Origin of the sequence: Streptomyces atratus (assembly GCF_900119365.1) — a bacterium.
Lineage (GTDB): Bacteria > Actinomycetota > Actinomycetes > Streptomycetales > Streptomycetaceae > Streptomyces > Streptomyces atratus_B.
The window spans coordinates 417,126-433,680 of record NZ_FPJO01000001.1; the positions used below are offsets into that span (position 1 = coordinate 417,126).

Consider the following 16,555-nt stretch of genomic DNA (forward strand, 5'->3'; position numbering starts at 1 on the left):
GAACACCGGCCGCAGCGCAGTCCCTCATGCAGTGCGATGCACCATATGATCGCTTTTCATGGGAGAGGTCCGATTGTCCACCGAGGATTCCGGGCGGGGTACCGCCAGGGCACCGAGCACCGTCCGGTCACGGCGCGGCGCGGCATTCGCCATCTGGTACCTGCGCGTCGTGTCGTTCATCAATTTCCTCAGTGCCGTCTGGGTCACTCTCGGCAATGACCTGCGCCGCCACAACACCGCGAACTACTTCACTCCCTACCTGCTCACCGCGGGCTTCTCCTCCGGCGTCGTCGCGCTCTTCCTGGCCATCACCATGCGCCGCCGCAAGCGGGCGGCCTGGATCGTGAACATGGTGGTGAGCGGCCTGCTGCTGCTCCTCTTCGCCCTGGTGATCGCCTTCCCGGAGGTCCGGCGGTATCCGCAGAACTGGATCTCGCTGGCGCTGACCGCCGCCTTCGTCGTCGCGCTGCTCCTCGGACGGCGCGAGTTCTACGCGAAGGGCGACCGGTCCAACCCGAAGCTGGCGGCCGTCGTCGCGGTCGGCGGGCTGCTGGTCACCTCGCTGATCGCCGCGGGCCTGGTCACCCTCACCAACACCGCGACCGACGACTACCGCGCCTCCTTCCTGGACCGCTGGCGCTACGGGGCGCTGAGACTGGTCTCGGTCGCCGACGACGACGCCGCCTTCCCCGGGATCACCACCCCCGGCTGGGTCGACGTCACCATCAACGTGCTCTCCACGCTGCTGCTGATCGCCGTCGTGTACGCGGCGTTCCGGGCCCGCCGGGCCGTCGACCCGATCACCCCCGAGGACGAGTCCCGGCTCCGGGCGCTGCTCGACAGGCACGGCGACCGCGATTCGCTCGGCTACTTCTCGCTGCGCCGGGAGAAGAGCGTCATCTGGTCCCCGACCGGGAAGGCCGCCGTCGCCTACCGGGTGGTGGGCGGGGTCTCGCTCGCCTCCGGTGACCCCATCGGCGACCCGGAGGCCTGGCCCGGGGCGATCGAGCCGTGGCTGGCCGAGGCCCGCGAGCACGGCTGGATCCCGGCCGTGATGGGGGTGAGCGAGGAGGGCGGCACCGTCTACGCACGGCACGGCCTGGACGCCCTGGAGCTGGGCGACGAAGCGATCGTGGAGACCGCGGAGTTCACCCTGGAGGGGCGGGCGATGCGGACCGTCCGCCAGGCGCACAACCGGGTCAAACGCGCCGGGTACGAGGTGACCGTCCGCCGCCACGCGGACATCCCCGAGAAGGAGATGGCCGAACTGGTGCGGCGCGCCGACGACTGGCGCGACGGGGCGACCGAACGCGGCTTCTCCATGGCGCTCGGCCGGCTCGGCGATCCGGCCGACGGGCAGTGCGTGATGCTCGAATGCCGGGACGCCCCGGCCGAGGAGGGCGGCGCGCCGGGCGAGTTGCGCGCCGTGCTGAGCTTCGTCCCCTGGGGGCCGAACGGCCTCTCGCTGGACCTGATGCGCCGCGACCGGGACGCCGAGAACGGGCTGATGGAGTTCATGGTCATCGAGCTCCTCCAGCGCGCCGAAGAGATCGGGATCACCCAGGTCTCGCTGAACTTCGCGATGTTCAGGTCCGTCTTCGAGCGCGGTTCGCGGCTCGGTGCCGGACCGGTGCTGAGGCTGTGGCGTTCGATGCTCAGTTTCTTCTCGCGCTGGTGGCAGATCGAATCGCTGTACCGCGCCAACGCGAAGTACCGACCGATCTGGGAGCCGCGTTTCATGCTGTTCGAGAAGAGCTCGGACCTGCTGCGCATCGGCCTCGCCGCGGGTCGCGCCGAAGGGTTCCTGGAGGCGCCCGGTCTGCCCAAGTGGCTGCACCGCTCGCACCTCGGGACCGATGGATGAGGTCCGCACGCGTGCTGCGCGGGGCGGCTCGCCGGGAGTGGGGCCCGCTGCTGACGGCCGTACGCGGCACACTCGCCGCCCAGCGGCTGCGGGCCATCCCGATGACGATCGCCGCGGTCTGCCTGACGGCGCTGCTCCAGGTGGTGCAGAACCGGCCGTGGGGCTTCGGGACGGTGCACGCCCTCGGGGCGGTGCGGGCCGAGGATCCGTTGTGGGCGGCGCTGCTGCGTACTCCGCTGTCGCTGTTCGTGCCGGCGCTGGATCTGCCGGTCTGGGGGGCGCTGGTGCAGATCCTGGTGGTGTTCGGGGCCGCCGAGATCTGTCTGGGCCGGCGGCGCACGCTGCTGATCGCGTACGTGGCGACGCTGGCCGGGACGCTGTACGCGCGGATCGGTGTCGCGCTCGGACCGGACGGGCTGTTCGGGCTGCCGGCCTCCGACGCCCAGGTCGTCGACACCGGCCCGTCCGCGGCGGTGGTCGGCCTCGCCGTCTATCTCTGTTCCGCCTATCGGGCCCGCTTCACCGGGGCACTGGTGATCGTCGCGATGGTGGTCGAGGTGGTGCTGAAGAACAATCTGGCGGGCAAGGAGCACCTGGTGGCGATCGCCGCGGTCCTTCTGATGTGCGTCCGTGCGCCCCGCCGGTACCGGCCCCGGGATCAGGACTTGCGTCCGGGGAGCGCCGCCCGGTCCGGTGCGCCGCCGATCAGATCCTCGAATCTGCGCCGCGGGCCCACCCAGCGCACGTCGTGATGGTAGGCGCGCAGCACCGACCGGGCTCGCGCCCGGTGACGGTTGCGGTAGAAGCGCCTCGCCCACATCGAGGTCGGCCGGGCCAGCCGGATCGCCCCGATCAGCGCGACGAACGGGACGAGCGTGCCGACGACCGCGAGCCGCGCCTTGCCCTTGAAGAGGGAGATCAGCACGAAGCAGAAGTTGACGACCAGGGTCAGGACGACGCCGAACCTGCCCTGCTGCTGGTCGCTGCTCAGCTCGTTCACGCCGAGCGGTGAGAACCCGCCCAGCACCAGCAGCACCAGCGCCGCGGTGAGGACCACCACCTCCACGCTCCGGCGGCCCTCCTCGGTCCAGTACACGTCGTCGAGGTGGAGGATCAGGGCGAATTCGTCCAGCACCAGCCCCGCCCCCGTACCGAAGACCACGGCGCAGATCCCCGCGGTGACGCCCTCCCGTCCGCTGGCGACCGCGCCGAAGCCGCCGACGACGCTCAGCACCACACCGGGGACCACGTGGTGGATGTGCATCCCGCCGGGAGTGAAGTTGCGGAACGGGCCCTTCCCCGCCCGGATCATCCGGGTGATGAACCGGGTGATCGCGAAGGTGAGCACAAAGGCGGCCAGGGCGAGGAGCAGCGGCAGCTTTCCCGGCTCGACGATGTTCTGATCGAACCAGTGACCCATGCCACCCACTCCCGATAAGCCGCTTCCGTCATGGTCTGTCGCGTTACGGGCAATCTATCGGCCGGGCCCACCGATTAGCCTGCGCGCCGTGACCTCCCTGAACAGCCACGGCATCCGTTTCGCCTTCGGCACCCTGACCGTGCTCCCCGTCCGCGTCACCCGCTGGGACCGTACGGCCGCCCGCGCCGGGATGCTGTGCGCCCCGCTCGCCGGCCTCGTCGTGGGGCTGCTCGCCGCGGTGCCCGGCGTCCTGTTGCTGCTGCTCGGCTCGGGACCGCTGCTCGCCGCGGTCGCCTCGGCGGCCGTTCCCGCGGTGCTGACCCGGGGCCTGCATCTGGACGGTCTCGCGGACACCGCCGACGGCCTGGGCAGCGGCAAGCCCGCCGACGACGCGCTGCGGATCATGAAGCAGTCGGACATCGGGCCGTTCGGTGTGATCACTCTGCTGTTCGTGCTGCTGGCCCAGGTCGCGGCGCTCCATCAGCTGTACGGGCGGGGCTGGGCGTACGGCGCGGTCGCGGCGGCCGTCGCCGCGGTCACCGCCCGGCTCGCGCTCACCCTCGCTTCCCGCCGGGGCGTGCCGCCGGCCCGTCCTCAGGGGCTGGGTGCGGCGGTGGCGGGCACGGTCACGGTCCGGGGCGCGGTGGCGGTCGGGGTGGTGGTGGTCGCGGGGTGCGCGGGTGCCGGGGCGCTCCTCGGCGGGTACGGGGCGCTGCGCCACGCGCTGGCCGCACTGGCCGCGCTCGGTGCCGCCCAGCTCCTGCTGCGGCACTGCGTGCGGCGCTTCGACGGGGTGACCGGCGATGTCTTCGGCGCGCTGGCGGAGACGGCGGCCACGACGGCCCTGGTGGCCCTGACGATCGGTTAGTGCCTTTCGGTACGGCTCAGGTGCGGGCCTTCGGGCACTCCTCGCGCTCCACGCCGAGCTCGTACTTCTTCAGCAGCGAGCTGAGCCCCAGCCGCCGCGACTCCGCGCAGAACCGGCTGACCGGCAGCTCGTACTCGACGTGGAAGACGGCCTTGCCCGCCTTCACGAACGGGGTGAGCTCCCCGCACTCCTCGTACTGCGCGCACTGCTCGTTGACCGCGAAGTCGAAGTCCGGCTCCAGCTCCGGGATCTGCCCGAGGTCGTTCTTCAGACCGACGGCGAGCCCGTGGCGGTGGGCGATCCGGGCGATGAGCCGGTTGTAGCGCAGCTGGTCGGCGGCGGTCAGCGGGAAGCCGGTGCGGTTGCGGTAACCGTCCATGTTGTCGGGCTCGACCGCGTCGAAGCCCTTGTCGGCGCACATCTCGATCCGCCGCTCCATCAGCGGCTCCAGGACGTCCGTGCGGCGGATGTCGAGCCAGTACTCCCCCTCCCAGCCGTTGCTCCTTCCCCGTACCGAGGCGGGGAACTTCCCGGCGTCCGGACGGAAGTCCTCCCAGGCGCCGGTGGAGAGGTAGCAGATCACCTTGCGGCCCCGGCGGTGCAGATCGTCGACCACCGAGGCCTTGTGGTCGAAGCCGTCGATGTCGTACACCGGGACGTCCACCGTCGGGTCCAGCCGGCCGGAGAGCTGCCACTGCCAGCCGATGCCCGGCCCGGGCCGCCAACGCTCCTTCCCGGAGGGTTCCGGCGCCGATGTGCAGCCGGTCAGCAGGACCAGCAGGGTCAGTACGGCGGCGGTCAGCGGCCGGCCTGCTCGCTTCACGCCTGCGGCCCCACGGACGTGCATGGTTCTCCCCTTGTCGGTCCGGCACCGCCAACGACCCTATGTCCACGCCCGGTTCCGGCCTCACGACCCTCGGCCCGGACGCCCCGGACCGGTCCCGTGGATCCACAACAGGCCACCGACGGCCCGCCGCCGTGATCCCGCAGCAATGGCGCGCGTAGGCTCATTCCCGGCACATTGCGGCGGCGTCTACGATGCGCCGGGCACGGTCGGCCCACCCCTCGACCGACAACGAACTCAACGGAAGCGAGATTTCACCACCGTGACTGCTCTCACTCTCAGCACTGCCAGTGCGGCGACGCTGCGCGCCGACGCACTCGTCGTCGGTGTCGCCAAGGGCGCCAAGGGGCCGGTCCTCGCACCGGGCTCCGAGGCCGTGGACAAGGCGTTCGGCGGAAAGCTCGCCACCGTCCTGGAGGCCCTGGGCGCCGCGGGTGCCGAGGGCGAGGTGACCAAGCTCCCCGCGCCCGACGGCCTCAAGGTTCCGGTCGTCATCGCGGCCGGGCTCGGCTCCGTCCCGGAGAAGAAGGACGAGGCGTACGGCACCGAGGCGCTGCGCCGCGCCGCGGGCTCGGCCGCCCGCGCCCTGACCGGCTCGAAGAAGGCCGGCTTCGCGCTGCCCGTCACGTCCGCCGAGGACGCCGAGGCGATCGCCGAGGGCGCGCTCCTGGGCGCGTACGCCTTCACCGCTTACCAGGGCGGCGAGAACAAGCTCGCCCCCAAGGGCAAGAAGAACGGCAACGGCGCGAAGCTCCCGCTCGGCGAGGTCGCCCTGCTCGGCGCCAAGCCGCGCGACAAGGCGTTCAAGGCCGCCGCCGAGCGCGCCGTCGCGGTGGCCGAGGAGATCAACCGCGCCCGCGACCTGATCAACACCCCGCCGAACGACCTGTACCCCGAGTCCTTCGCCGCCGTGGCCACCGCCGCGGGCAAGGAGCACGGCATCAAGGTGCAGGTCCTGGACGAGAAGGCGCTCGTCAAGGGCGGCTACGGCGGTCTGCTCGGCGTCGGCCAGGGTTCGACCCACGGCCCGCGCCTGGTGAAGCTCGCCTACACGCACCCGAAGGCGGAGAAGACCCTGGCCCTGGTCGGCAAGGGCATCACCTACGACTCGGGCGGCATCTCGCTGAAGCCGGCCGGCCACAACGAGACGATGAAGTGCGACATGAGCGGCGCCGCCGCCGTGTTCGCGACCGTCGTCGCGGCCGCCCGTCTCGGCCTCCAGGTCAACGTCACCGGCTGGCTGGCGCTCGCCGAGAACATGCCGTCGGGCAACGCCACCCGCCCCGGTGACGTGCTGCGCATGTACAGCGGCAAGACCGTCGAGGTCCTCAACACGGACGCCGAGGGCCGGCTCGTCCTCGCCGACGCGCTGACCCGCGCCTCCGAGGAGACCCCGGACGCGATCATCGACGTGGCGACCCTGACCGGCGCGATGGTGCTGGCGCTGGGCAACCGCACCTTCGGCATCATGGCGAACGACGACGCCTTCCGTACCTCCATCCACGAGATCGCCGAGGAGGTCGGCGAGGCCTCCTGGCCGATGCCGCTCCCCGCCGACCTGCGCAAGGGCATGGACTCCCCGACCGCCGACATCGCCAACATGGGCGAGCGGATGGGCGGCGGCCTGGTGGCCGGTCTGTTCCTGCAGGAGTTCGTGGGCGAGGGCATCGCCTGGGCGCACCTGGACATCGCCGGCCCGGCCTTCCACGAGGGCGCGCCGTACGGCTACACGCCGAAGGGCGGCACGGGCTCCGCGGTCCGCACGCTGGTCAAGCTGGCCGAGCGCACCGCCGCCGGGGACCTCGGCTGAGGTCTGCCGACCGTGACTTACGGCCCCGGGCACAGGCCCGGGGCCGTACGTGTTACGCCGATGGCTTCGCCGCACGGATCCGGCCGGTTTCGCTCTCGACGAAATCAGTAGGGGTCTACGCGGCGGTAACCCCCTGAGACGGATGATCATCCGTCTCAGACCCGGGCCCCGCGTCCCGCTCACCGTCGACAAGTGCGAAGATGGGTTCTCGGCAGGACAGGGCCCCCACCACAGGGCCGAACAACAAAGCGGCCGAACACCAGCCGACCGGCCGGTCATCCCCCAGCGACGGGGCCCGGCGTACGGCGCACATGCATGGAGGACGTGACGTGGCGAACGACGCCAGCACCGTTTTCGACCTAGTGATCCTCGGCGGTGGTAGCGGCGGTTACGCCGCGGCCCTGCGCGGAGCGCAGCTGGGCCTGGACGTCGCTCTGATCGAGAAGGGCAAGGTCGGCGGCACCTGCCTGCACAACGGCTGCATCCCCACGAAGGCCCTGCTGCACGCCGGCGAGATCGCCGACCAGGCGCGCGAGTCGGCCCAGTTCGGTGTCAAGGCCACCTTCGAGGGCATCGACATCGACGCCGTCCACAAGTACAAGGACGACGTGATCTCGGGCCTGTACAAGGGTCTGCAGGGTCTCATCGCCTCGCGCAAGGTCACCTACATCGAGGGTGAGGGACGGCTCTCCTCCCCCACCTCGGTGGATGTGAACGGCCAGCGCGTCCAGGGCCGCCACGTGCTGCTCGCGACCGGCTCCGTGCCGAAGTCGCTGCCGGGCCTGGAGATCGACGGCAACCGCATCATCTCGTCGGACCACGCGCTGAAGCTGGACCGCGTCCCGAAGTCCGCGATCGTGCTGGGCGGCGGCGTCATCGGCGTCGAGTTCGCCTCGGCGTGGACGTCCTTCGGTACCGACGTGACGATCATCGAGGGCCTGAAGCACCTCGTCCCGGTCGAGGACGAGAACAGCTCGAAGCTTCTTGAGCGCGCCTTCCGCAAGCGCGGCATCAAGTTCAACCTCGGTACGTTCTTCCAGGGCGCCGAGTACACGCAGGACGGCGTCCGCGTGACCCTCGCCGACGGCAAGACCTTCGAGGCCGAGGTGCTGCTGGTCGCCATCGGCCGCGGTCCGGTCTCGCAGGGCCTGGGGTACGAGGAGGCCGGTGTCGCGATGGACCGCGGTTACGTCCTCGTCGACGAGTACATGCAGACCAACGTGGAGACCATCTCGGCCGTGGGTGACCTGGCCCCGACGCTCCAGCTCGCGCACGTCGGCTTCGCCGAGGGCATCCTGGTGGCGGAGCGGCTGGCCGGTCTGAAGACCGTTCCGATCGACTACGACGGTGTCCCGCGGGTGACGTACTGCCACCCCGAGGTCGCCTCCGTGGGCATCACCGAGGCCAAGGCCAAGGAGCTCTACGGCGCGGACAAGGTCGTCGCTCTGAAGTACAACCTCGCGGGCAACGGCAAGAGCAAGATCCTCAAGACCGCGGGCGAGATCAAGCTCGTCCAGGTCAAGGACGGTGCCGTGGTCGGCGTCCACATGGTCGGTGACCGTATGGGCGAGCAGGTCGGCGAAGCCCAGCTGATCTACAACTGGGAGGCGCTGCCCGCCGAGGTCGCGCAGCTCATCCACGCCCACCCGACGCAGAACGAGGCGATGGGTGAGGCCCACCTGGCCCTCGCCGGCAAGCCGCTGCACTCCCACGACTGATCCAGTCGACCGGGCGCGACGACCGACCTACTTCCGCACTTTCGTAAGGAGCAACTGAAACCATGTCGGTTTCCGTAACCCTTCCGGCGCTCGGCGAGAGCGTCACCGAGGGCACTGTCACCCGCTGGCTGAAGGCCGAGGGCGAGCGCGTCGAGGCCGACGAGCCGTTGCTCGAGGTTTCGACCGACAAGGTCGACACCGAGATCCCGGCCCCCGTGGCCGGCATCCTGACCGCCATCAAGGTCGCCGAGGACGAGACCGTCGAGGTCGGCGCCGAGCTGGCCGTCATCGACGACGGCACGGGTGTCCCCGCGGCCGCCGCGGCTCCGGCCGCCGAGCCTGCGGCCGCCCCGGCCCCGGTGCCGGCACCGGCACCGGCACCGGTCGCCGAGGCCCCCGCTGCCGCTCCGGCCCCCGCGGCCGAGGCTCCGGCCGCCGCACCGGCCGGTGGCGCCGCCGCTACCGACGTCACCCTTCCGGCGCTCGGCGAGAGCGTCACCGAGGGCACCGTCACCCGCTGGCTGAAGGAGGTCGGCGAGGAGGTCACGGAGGACGAGCCCCTCCTGGAGGTCTCCACGGACAAGGTCGACACCGAGATCCCGGCCCCGGTCTCCGGCGTGCTGCTGGAGATCGTCGTCGCCGAGGACGAGACCGCCGAGGTCGGCGCCAAGCTCGCCGTCATCGGTGCCGCCGGTGCCGCTCCCGCCGCTGCCCCGGCCCCGGCCGCTCCGGCGCCCGCCGCCGCCCCGGCCCCGGCCGCCCCGGCCCCGGCCGCCCCGGTCGCCGCCCCGGCCCCGGTCGCTCCGGCCGCCCCCGCGCCGGCTCCGGCCCTGGTGGCGCCCGCCGCCCCGGTCGCCGCTCCGGCTCCGGTGGCCCCTGCCGCTCCGGCTCCGGTCGCCGCCCCGGCTCCGGTCACCCCGGTCGGCCCGGCCGCGACCTCCGGTGACGACGGCGCGTACGTCACGCCGCTGGTCCGCAAGCTCGCCGCCGAGAACGGCGTCGACCTGGGCGCGGTCAAGGGCACCGGTGTCGGTGGCCGTATCCGCAAGCAGGACGTCGTCGCCGCCGCGGAGGCCGCCAGGGCCGCCGCCGCTGCCCCGGCTCCGGCCGCCGCCGCCGCTGCTCCGGCCGCCTCGAAGGCGCCGAAGCTGGAGGCGTCCCCGCTGCGCGGTCAGACGGTCAAGATGACCCGCATGCGCAAGGTCATCGGCGACAACATGATGAAGGCCCTGCACTCGCAGGCCCAGCTGACCTCGGTCGTCGAGGTCGACGTCACCAAGCTGATGAAGCTGCGCAACCAGGCGAAGGACGCGTTCGCCGCCCGCGAGGGCGTCAAGCTGTCCCCGATGCCGTTCTACGTCAAGGCGGCGGCCCAGGCGCTGAAGGCCCACCCGGTCGTCAACGCCCGGATCAACGAGGACGAGGGCACCATCACGTACTTCGACTCGGAGAACATCGGCATCGCCGTGGACGCCGAGAAGGGTCTGATGACCCCGGTCATCAAGGGTGCGGGCGACCTGAACATCGCCGGTATCTCGAAGAAGACCGCCGAGCTGGCCGGCAAGGCCCGCGGTGGCGGCCTGACGCCGGACGACATGTCCGGTGCCACCTTCACCATCAGCAACACCGGCTCGCGCGGCGCGCTGTTCGACACCGTCATCGTGCCGCCGAACCAGGCAGCCATCCTGGGCATCGGTGCCACGGTCAAGCGTCCGGCGGTCATCGAGACCGAGGAGGGCACCGTCATCGGCGTCCGCGACATGACGTACCTCTCGCTCTCCTACGACCACCGTCTGGTGGACGGCGCGGACGCCGCCCGCTACCTGACCTCGGTCAAGGCGATCCTGGAGGCCGGTGAGTTCGAGGTCGAGCTCGGCCTCTGAGCACCGCGGCTGTAACCAGCCTCACCAGCGGCGCCCCCGTCCGGAACACTTCCGGACGGGGGCGCCGCCGTATTGTCTAGACACCGCCGGTCACCCCGGCCGCCGTGATGACGCGGAAGCACCGGTTTGTCCCGAAGGAGCCCCTCATGACCCCGCCCGTCGTCCACTCGCTGCGCGAACAGATCCGCGAGCACATCGTGGACGGGATCGTCAGCGGGCGCTGGAAGCCCGGTGAGCGGATCGTGGAGCGCCGGATCGCCACCGAACTGGAGGTCAGTCAGACGCCCGTGCGCGAGGCGCTGCGGGAGCTGGAGACGCTCCGGCTGATCGAGTCGGCGCCCAACAAGGGCGTGCGGGTCCGCAATCTCACCGCCGCCGACCTGGAGGAGAGCTACCCGGTACGGGCCGGCCTGGAGCAGATCGCGGCGGAGCTGGCGGCCCCGGCCCTCGGCGAGGACTGCTCGCGCCTCACGCCGCATGTGACGGCGCTCTACGAGGCGGACCGGCTGGCCGACGGCGAGGCGCAGGTGCGGCACACCGTGGCCTTCCACCGCGAGATGGTGCGGGCCGCCGGGAACGCCGTGCTGCTGCACACCTGGGAGGGGCTGGGCATCGAGGTGTTCACCGCCCTGTCGATCCGGTGGCTGGGCACGGTGCAGAAGTCGTACGCGGAGGAGCACGAGGCCCTCGTCGAGGCGTTCCTGCGCAAGGACCCGGACATCGGCGTACTGGCCAAGGCGCACGTGCTCGGCTGCGCGCCGCGCGCCTGAGGGCTGTACGCATCTGTCGCAGGGGGCGCTCGCCCGTGCAGGCGGGCGCCCCTTTTGCGTACTAAATCCCGTCACTCCGTGCCCCGTTTCGCGGCACCGCATGCCAATTTCTTCATATCGAGAAGTTTTGCCCTTCACCCTTTGATCGATCATCGATCGGAGACTTACAGTTCACTCCGCGGGCCCACCGGCCCCATCGCCCTGTCCTGCCAGTCAGGGCCTTCTCCACCCCCCTCCACTCCGGAAGGCGGCGATCATGACCGACCCCGTAGGAAAGCTTCCGAGCGAGCTCGACCAGCTCCCGGACCGCGACCCCGAGGAGACCGCCGAATGGGCGGCCTCCCTGGATGCCGTCACCAAGGCCGCGGGCCCGCACCGCGCCGCGTACCTGATGCGCCGCTCGCTCGAGCACGCCGAGGGCGCCGGTCTCGCGCTGCCCAAGCTGCTGGAGACCGATTACGTCAACTCCATCCCGACCGCCGCCGAGCCCGCTTTCGACGGCGATCTGGAGATGGAGTCCAGGATCACCGCCTGGAACCGCTGGAACGCGGCCGCGATGGTCACCCGCGGCTCCCGCTTCGGCGTCGGCGGCCACATCGCCACCTTCGCCTCGGCAGCCTGGCTGTACGAGACCGGCTTCAACCACTTCTTCCGCGGCAAGGAGGGGGACGGCTCCGGCGACCAGCTCTACATCCAGGGCCACGCCTCCCCCGGCATCTACGCCCGCGCCTTCCTCGACGGCCGGCTGAGCGAGCAGCAGCTCGACAACTTCCGCCAGGAGGCGGGCGGCAACGGCCTGCCGTCCTACCCGCACCCGCGGCGGCTGCCCTGGCTGTGGGAGTTCCCCACCGTGTCGATGGGCCTCGGCCCGCTCTCGGCGATCTACCAGGCGCGCTTCAACCGCTACCTCGCCAACCGCAACATCAAGGACACGTCGAACTCGCACGTCTGGGCCTTCCTCGGCGACGGCGAGATGGACGAGCCCGAGTCGACCGCCGCCCTCGCCCTCGCGGCCCGTGAGCGGCTCGACAACCTGACCTTCGTCATCAACTGCAACCTGCAGCGCCTCGACGGCCCGGTCCGCGCCAACTTCCGCGTGGTCCAGGAGCTGGAGGGCGCCTTCCGCGGCGCCGGCTGGAACGTCGTCAAGACGCTCTGGGGCAACGCCTGGGACGAGCTGTTCCGGCTGGACACCACCGGTGCGCTGGTCCGCCGGCTCCGGGAGGTCCCGGACGCGCAGTTCCAGACGTACGCCACCCGCGACGTCGCGTACATCCGCGAGCACTTCTTCGGCGCCGAGCCCGCGCTCGCCGAGCTGGCGAAGCTGCTCACCGACGCGAAGATCGCCGAGTGCTTCTACACCTCGCGCGGCGGCCACGAGGCCCGCAAGGTGTACGCGGCGTACAAGGCCGCCGTCGAGCACAAGGGCGCGCCGACCGTGATCCTCGCCCAGACGGTGAAGGGCTTCACCCTCGGCAAGGGCTTCGAGTCCAAGAACGCCAACCACCAGATGAAGAAGCTGTCCGTCGACGAGTTCAAGGACATGCGCGAGCTGCTCGGACTCCCGATCCCGGACAGCGCCTTCACCGACGGCCTGGTGCCCTACGGCCACCCGGGCGCCGACTCCCCCGAGGTCCGCTACCTCCAGGAGCGCCGCGTCGCCCTCGGCGGTCCCGCCCCGGCCCGCCGGGTGCACGCGGTGGCGCTGCCCCAGCCCGAGGAGCGCGCGTTCGCCGCGCTGAAGAAGGGCTCCGGCAAGCAGGAGATGGCCACCACGATGGCCTTCGTGCGTCTGGTCAAGGACCTGATGCGGGACAAGGAGACCGGCAGGCGCTGGGTTCCGATCGTCCCGGACGAGGCCCGTACCTTCGGTATGGAGTCGCTGTTCCCGTCGGCCGGCATCTACTCCCCGCTGGGCCAGACGTACGAGCCGGTCGACCGCGACCAGCTGATGTACTACAAGGAGGCCAAGGACGGCCAGATCCTCAACGAGGGGATCACCGAGGCCGGGGCCATGGCCGACTTCATCGCCGCCTCGACGTCGTACGCGACGCACGGCGAGACGATGATCCCCTTCTACATCTTCTACTCGATGTTCGGCTGGCAGCGTACCGGCGACCAGATGTGGCAGCTCGCCGACCAGCTCGGCAAGGGCTTCATCGTCGGTGCCACCGCGGGCCGTACGACGCTGACCGGTGAGGGGCTCCAGCACGCGGACGGCCACTCGCAGCTGATCGCCGCCACGAACCCGGCGTCGCTCAACTACGACCCGGCGTTCGCGTACGAGATCGCGGTGATCGTCAAGGACGGTCTGCGCCGGATGTACGGCCCCGAGGCCGAGAACGTCTTCTACTACCTGACGGTCTACAACGAGCCGAAGCCGCAGCCCGCGATGCCGGAGGGCGTCGAGGAGGGCATCGTCAAGGGCCTGTACCGCTTCAAGGAGGGCACCGGGGCCTCGGCCGACGCCCCGCGGGTCCAGCTGCTGGCCTCCGGTACGGCGATCCACTGGGCCCTGGAGGCCCAGGAACTGCTCGCCGCGGACTGGGGGGTCACGGCCGACGTCTGGTCCGCCACCTCCTGGGGCGAGCTGCGCCGCGAGGCCCTGGAGTGCGACGAGGCGCTGCTCCGCGGTGAGCAGCGGGTGCCGTACGTGACCCAGGCGCTGGAAGGCGCACCGGGTCCGGTCGTCGCGGTCAGCGACTGGATGCGTCAGGTCCCGGACCAGATCAGCCAGTGGGTGGAGCAGGACTGGTCCTCGCTCGGCACGGACGGCTTCGGCCTCTCCGACACCCGCGACGCGGCCCGCCGCCACTTCGGCGTCGACGCCCGCTCGGTCGCGGTCGCGGCCCTGGCCCAGCTGGCCCGCCGCGGCGAGGTGACCGCGTCCGCGGTCAAGGAGGCCCGGGAGCGGTACGGGCTCTGACCGTGACGGCGGCCGGGCACACGCCCGGCCGCCTCGCGCGGCGTGCGGCCACAATGGCCGCATGCGCGCTGCCCGTCTCATCAGAATGGTGCTGCTCCTGCAGTCCCGTCCCGCCATGACCGCCGCCGAGCTCGCCCGGGAGCTGGAGGTGTCCGAGCGGACCGTGACCCGGGACGCGCAGGCGCTCTCGGAGGCGGGCGTTCCGGTGTACGCGGACCGGGGCCGGGCCGGGGGCTACCGGCTGGTCGGCGGCTACCGCACGCGCCTGACCGGCCTGGCCCGTGACGAGGCGGAGGCGCTCTTCCTCTCCGGACTGCCGTCCGCGCTGCGCGAGATGGGCCTGGAGGCCGCCGCGTCCGCCGCCCGGCTCAAGGTGTCGGCGGCCCTGCTGCCCTCGCTGCGGGACGCCTCGGAGAGCGCCGGCCGGCGCTTCCATCTGGATGCTCCCGGCTGGTACCAGGAGCCGGTCACCCCCGAACTGCTGCCGGCCGTCGCCGAGGCCGTCTGGGACGACCGGATCGTCCGTGCGCGCTACCGCCGGGGCGGCGGGGACGGCGACGTGGAGCGGGAGATGGCACCGCACGGGCTCGTCCTGAAGGCCGGGGTCTGGTACGTCTGCGCCCGCGTGGGGGGCGACTTCCGGGTGTACCGGATCGACCGGTTCTCGGCCGTGACGGTGACCGACGAGCGGTTCGGGCGCGACGAGCGGTTCGATCTGCCGGGCTTCTGGGAGGAGCGGGCCGCCCAGTTCGCCCGGTCGCTGCTGCGGAGCGAGGTGACGGTGCGGGTGTCACCCGAGGGCGTACGCCGACTGCCGCACACCATGGACCGTTCGGCGGTCCACGACGCACTGGAAGCGGCCGGCCCGCCCGATGCCGAGGGGTGGCTCACGGTCACCCTGCCGGTCGAGTCCGCCGAGGTCGCCTACAGCCAACTGCTGTCCCTGGGGCCGGAGTCGGAGGTCCTGGAGCCGGCCGCTCTGCGGGCCCGTTTCGCCGCTGCCGCCGAACGCCTGGGCGAGCTCTATCGCTGAGGGCTTCTTTTCCCCGCGTCCGCGTGCGTCGCCTCCGGCCAGGGCCGATGCTTGTCCCGTGATGGACGAGACGGAGTTCTGGGAGATCATCGACAGCACCCGCGTGGCCGCCGAGGGCGACCCCGAGGACCAGGCCGACCTGCTCGTCGAACGGCTGGTGCGGCTCGATCCCGACGCGGTGCTGGACTTCGCCCGGCACTTCGAGGCCCGTTTCAACCGCGCCTACCGCTGGGACCTGTGGGGCGCCGCCGCCGTGCTGCTCGGCGGCGCGAGCGACGACGCCTTCGACTTCTTCCGCTGCTGGCTGATCGGCCAGGGCCGGGAGATCTTCGAGGGCGCCCTGCACGACCCGGACGGCCTCGCCGCTCTCCTCGACGACTTCGACGAGGAGATCGACGGGGACGGCGAGGATCTCGGCTACGCCGCCGACGAGGCGTACGAACAGCTCACCGGCGTGGTCGCCCCGGACCTCGGCCTGCCACCCCAGGCCGCCGAGCCCGAGGGGACCCCCGTGAGCTTCGAGGACGACGCGGCCCTGGCGGAGCGCTTCCCCTCGCTCTGGGAGCGGTTCGGGCCGGGCTGAGGGGCGCTGTCGCGCCGTCGCCTCAGAAGTGGGTTCCGCCGTCGATCCGGATCTCCGTACCGGTGATGAACGCCCCGTCCCGGGAGCCGAGCATCGCGACGACGCCGGCGACGGTGTCCGGGCTGGCGAAGCCCGCCCCGAGCGCCGGGGACAGCTTCATGAAGAGCGACATGTCGGCGTCGGCGGGCAGCCCCGGGCCGTTGCCGCTGGTCATGTCGGAGGAGATGGAGCCGGGCGCGACGGCGACGACCCGCAGCCCCTGCTTGCTGTACTCGCTCGCCAGCGCGTGCGTCATCGACTGGATGCCGCCCTTGCTCGCCGCGTACGCCGACATGTACGGGTGCGCGAAGCTCGCCGAGGTGGAGGAGAAGTTCACGACGACCGGCTCGTTGCCCGCCAGCAGGGCCGGTATCGCCTCGCGGATCATCAGGAACGTACCCGTGAGGTTGACCGCGATGATCTTGTTGAAGAACTCCAGCGACGTCTTGTGGGTGTGCTCGGAGCGCAGGATCCCGGCCGCGTTGACCAGGACGTCGAGCCCGCCGAGGGTCTCCACTGCGGAGGCGACACCGGCCTGGACCGCGGCCTCGTCCGAGATGTCCAGGACGAGGGTGGTGAGGCGCTCGGCGGTGCCGTTCGCCACGGCCGTGTCGTGGGTGGCCTTCAGCCCGGCCTCGTTGACGTCGGCGGCGACGACGCGGCCGCCCTCGGCGAGGAAGCGGTGGGCGGTGGCCTGGCCGATGCCGGAGCCGGCCCCGGTGATGAGTGCGCGGCGGCCTTCGTAGCGGTTCATGTCCGTATCTCTCCCGATCCCGGTGACTGCTGTCCCGAAGCGT

At 71.5% G+C, this 16,555-nt stretch carries 13 protein-coding genes; 10 read left to right on the forward strand and 3 right to left on the reverse strand.

Features of this window, described 5'->3' with window-relative positions; translation table 11 throughout:
• Positions 1-58 precede the first annotated feature (58 nt).
• Together BT364_RS01960 and BT364_RS41280 are read left to right on the forward strand one after the other, a co-directional pair.
• Positions 59-1,864 carry a phosphatidylglycerol lysyltransferase domain-containing protein gene (locus BT364_RS01960; RefSeq protein ID WP_107408145.1) on the forward strand — a complete coding sequence of 602 codons (1,806 nt, stop codon included), beginning with the start codon at positions 59-61 and terminating at the stop codon, positions 1,862-1,864.
• The gene (locus BT364_RS41280; protein ID WP_177327999.1) at positions 1,861-2,616 is read left to right on the forward strand and encodes a hypothetical protein; all 756 of its coding nucleotides are present in this window, start codon (positions 1,861-1,863) and stop codon (positions 2,614-2,616) included. The genes BT364_RS01960 and BT364_RS41280 overlap by 4 nt, the downstream gene beginning before the upstream one ends.
• Here the strand turns inward: BT364_RS41280 and BT364_RS01970 are convergent.
• The gene (locus BT364_RS01970; protein WP_072483294.1) at positions 2,523-3,284 is read right to left on the reverse strand and encodes a hypothetical protein; all 762 of its coding nucleotides are present in this window, start codon (positions 3,282-3,284) and stop codon (positions 2,523-2,525) included. The two genes, BT364_RS41280 and BT364_RS01970, sit on opposite strands and share 94 nt — an antisense overlap.
• An 88-nt stretch (positions 3,285-3,372) precedes the next feature.
• On the opposite strand from BT364_RS01970, the gene BT364_RS01975 reads away from it, so the two are divergent.
• Entirely contained in the window at positions 3,373-4,152 is a 780-nt protein-coding gene (locus BT364_RS01975; protein WP_072483295.1) for an adenosylcobinamide-GDP ribazoletransferase, read from the forward strand.
• Between the two features lie 16 nt (positions 4,153-4,168).
• Here the strand turns inward: BT364_RS01975 and BT364_RS01980 are convergent, their stop codons facing one another.
• On the reverse strand, positions 4,169-4,999 hold the full coding sequence (locus BT364_RS01980) for an endo alpha-1,4 polygalactosaminidase (protein WP_072483296.1): 831 nt from the start codon (positions 4,997-4,999) through the stop codon (positions 4,169-4,171).
• A 259-nt stretch (positions 5,000-5,258) separates the two neighbouring features.
• Between BT364_RS01980 and BT364_RS01985 the strand changes: the two genes are divergently transcribed.
• From BT364_RS01985 to BT364_RS02015, 7 genes are all read left to right on the forward strand, one after another.
• Positions 5,259-6,806 carry a leucyl aminopeptidase gene (locus tag BT364_RS01985; protein ID WP_072483297.1) on the forward strand — a complete coding sequence of 516 codons (1,548 nt, stop codon included), beginning with the start codon at positions 5,259-5,261 and terminating at the stop codon, positions 6,804-6,806.
• Positions 6,807-7,135: 329 nt separating this feature from the next.
• Positions 7,136-8,524 carry a dihydrolipoyl dehydrogenase gene (gene lpdA, locus BT364_RS01990; RefSeq protein WP_072483298.1) on the forward strand — a complete coding sequence of 463 codons (1,389 nt, stop codon included), beginning with the start codon at positions 7,136-7,138 and terminating at the stop codon, positions 8,522-8,524.
• Positions 8,525-8,586: 62 nt separating this feature from the next.
• Positions 8,587-10,407: a 2-oxoglutarate dehydrogenase, E2 component, dihydrolipoamide succinyltransferase gene (gene sucB / locus BT364_RS01995; RefSeq protein WP_072483299.1), complete on the forward strand. Its 1,821-nt coding sequence runs from the start codon at positions 8,587-8,589 to the stop codon at positions 10,405-10,407.
• 146 nt (positions 10,408-10,553) lie between these two features.
• On the forward strand, positions 10,554-11,177 hold the full coding sequence (locus BT364_RS02000; RefSeq protein WP_072483300.1) for a GntR family transcriptional regulator: 624 nt from the start codon (positions 10,554-10,556) through the stop codon (positions 11,175-11,177).
• A 256-nt stretch (positions 11,178-11,433) separates the two neighbouring features.
• On the forward strand, positions 11,434-14,103 hold the full coding sequence (aceE, locus tag BT364_RS02005; RefSeq protein ID WP_072483301.1) for a pyruvate dehydrogenase (acetyl-transferring), homodimeric type: 2,670 nt from the start codon (positions 11,434-11,436) through the stop codon (positions 14,101-14,103).
• A 61-nt stretch (positions 14,104-14,164) separates the two neighbouring features.
• Positions 14,165-15,136, forward strand: a complete 972-nt coding sequence (locus tag BT364_RS02010; protein ID WP_072483302.1) for a helix-turn-helix transcriptional regulator — start codon at positions 14,165-14,167, stop codon at positions 15,134-15,136.
• A gap of 61 nt (positions 15,137-15,197) precedes the next feature.
• Entirely contained in the window at positions 15,198-15,719 is a 522-nt protein-coding gene (locus tag BT364_RS02015) for a DUF4240 domain-containing protein (RefSeq protein ID WP_072483303.1), read from the forward strand.
• A 22-nt stretch (positions 15,720-15,741) separates the two neighbouring features.
• On the opposite strand, the gene BT364_RS02020 is transcribed toward BT364_RS02015, so the two are convergent.
• On the reverse strand, positions 15,742-16,512 hold the full coding sequence (locus BT364_RS02020; protein WP_072483304.1) for an SDR family NAD(P)-dependent oxidoreductase: 771 nt from the start codon (positions 16,510-16,512) through the stop codon (positions 15,742-15,744).
• Between the last annotated feature and the right edge of the window lie 43 nt (positions 16,513-16,555).

Excerpts from the sequence above, each read along its gene's own strand:
- BT364_RS02015 (WP_072483303.1), top strand. The coding sequence starts at position 15,198 with ATGGACGAGACGGAGTTCTGGGAGATCATCGACAGCACCCGCGTGGCC.
- BT364_RS02010 (WP_072483302.1), top strand. The coding sequence starts at position 14,165 with ATGCGCGCTGCCCGTCTCATCAGAATGGTGCTGCTCCTGCAGTCCCGT.
- BT364_RS01970 (WP_072483294.1), bottom strand. The coding sequence starts at position 3,284 with ATGGGTCACTGGTTCGATCAGAACATCGTCGAGCCGGGAAAGCTGCCG.
- BT364_RS02020 (WP_072483304.1), bottom strand. The coding sequence starts at position 16,512 with ATGAACCGCTACGAAGGCCGCCGCGCACTCATCACCGGGGCCGGCTCC.
- BT364_RS01960 (WP_107408145.1), top strand. The coding sequence starts at position 59 with ATGGGAGAGGTCCGATTGTCCACCGAGGATTCCGGGCGGGGTACCGCC.
- aceE (WP_072483301.1), top strand. The coding sequence starts at position 11,434 with ATGACCGACCCCGTAGGAAAGCTTCCGAGCGAGCTCGACCAGCTCCCG.
- sucB (WP_072483299.1), top strand. The coding sequence starts at position 8,587 with ATGTCGGTTTCCGTAACCCTTCCGGCGCTCGGCGAGAGCGTCACCGAG.
- BT364_RS01980 (WP_072483296.1), bottom strand. The coding sequence starts at position 4,999 with ATGCACGTCCGTGGGGCCGCAGGCGTGAAGCGAGCAGGCCGGCCGCTG.
- BT364_RS02000 (WP_072483300.1), top strand. The coding sequence starts at position 10,554 with ATGACCCCGCCCGTCGTCCACTCGCTGCGCGAACAGATCCGCGAGCAC.
- BT364_RS41280 (WP_177327999.1), top strand. The coding sequence starts at position 1,861 with ATGAGGTCCGCACGCGTGCTGCGCGGGGCGGCTCGCCGGGAGTGGGGC.